General features: G+C 74.2%; 1 protein-coding gene. It reads left to right on the top strand.

Annotated features, from left to right (window positions below; all coding sequences use genetic code 11):
• Window positions 1-267, top strand: a 267-nt coding sequence (locus KZZ07_RS26995; RefSeq protein WP_219520057.1) for a glutamine amidotransferase-related protein, incomplete at both ends; no start/stop codon positions are given.

A 267-nucleotide genomic window follows, 5' to 3' on the forward strand; every position in this document is an offset into this window, starting at 1 on the left:
GTCGCGCGCAACGACGCGCTCACGATCGCCGATATCCGCGCCAGGGCGCCCGACGCGATCGTGCTGTCGCCCGGGCCGTGCACGCCGACGGAGGCGGGCATCTGCCTCGACGTGGTCCGCGACCTGTCCGAGGAGATCCCGATCTTCGGCGTGTGCCTCGGCCTCCAGGCGATCGGCCAGGCCTTCGGCGGTGACGTCGTGCGGGCGCCCCTGCCGCTCCACGGCAAGGTCTCGACCATCCGGCACGGCGCGCGCGGCCTGTTCCGC

Origin of the sequence: Mameliella sp. CS4, from assembly GCF_019392335.1 — a bacterium.
GTDB lineage: Bacteria > Pseudomonadota > Alphaproteobacteria > Rhodobacterales > Rhodobacteraceae > Antarctobacter.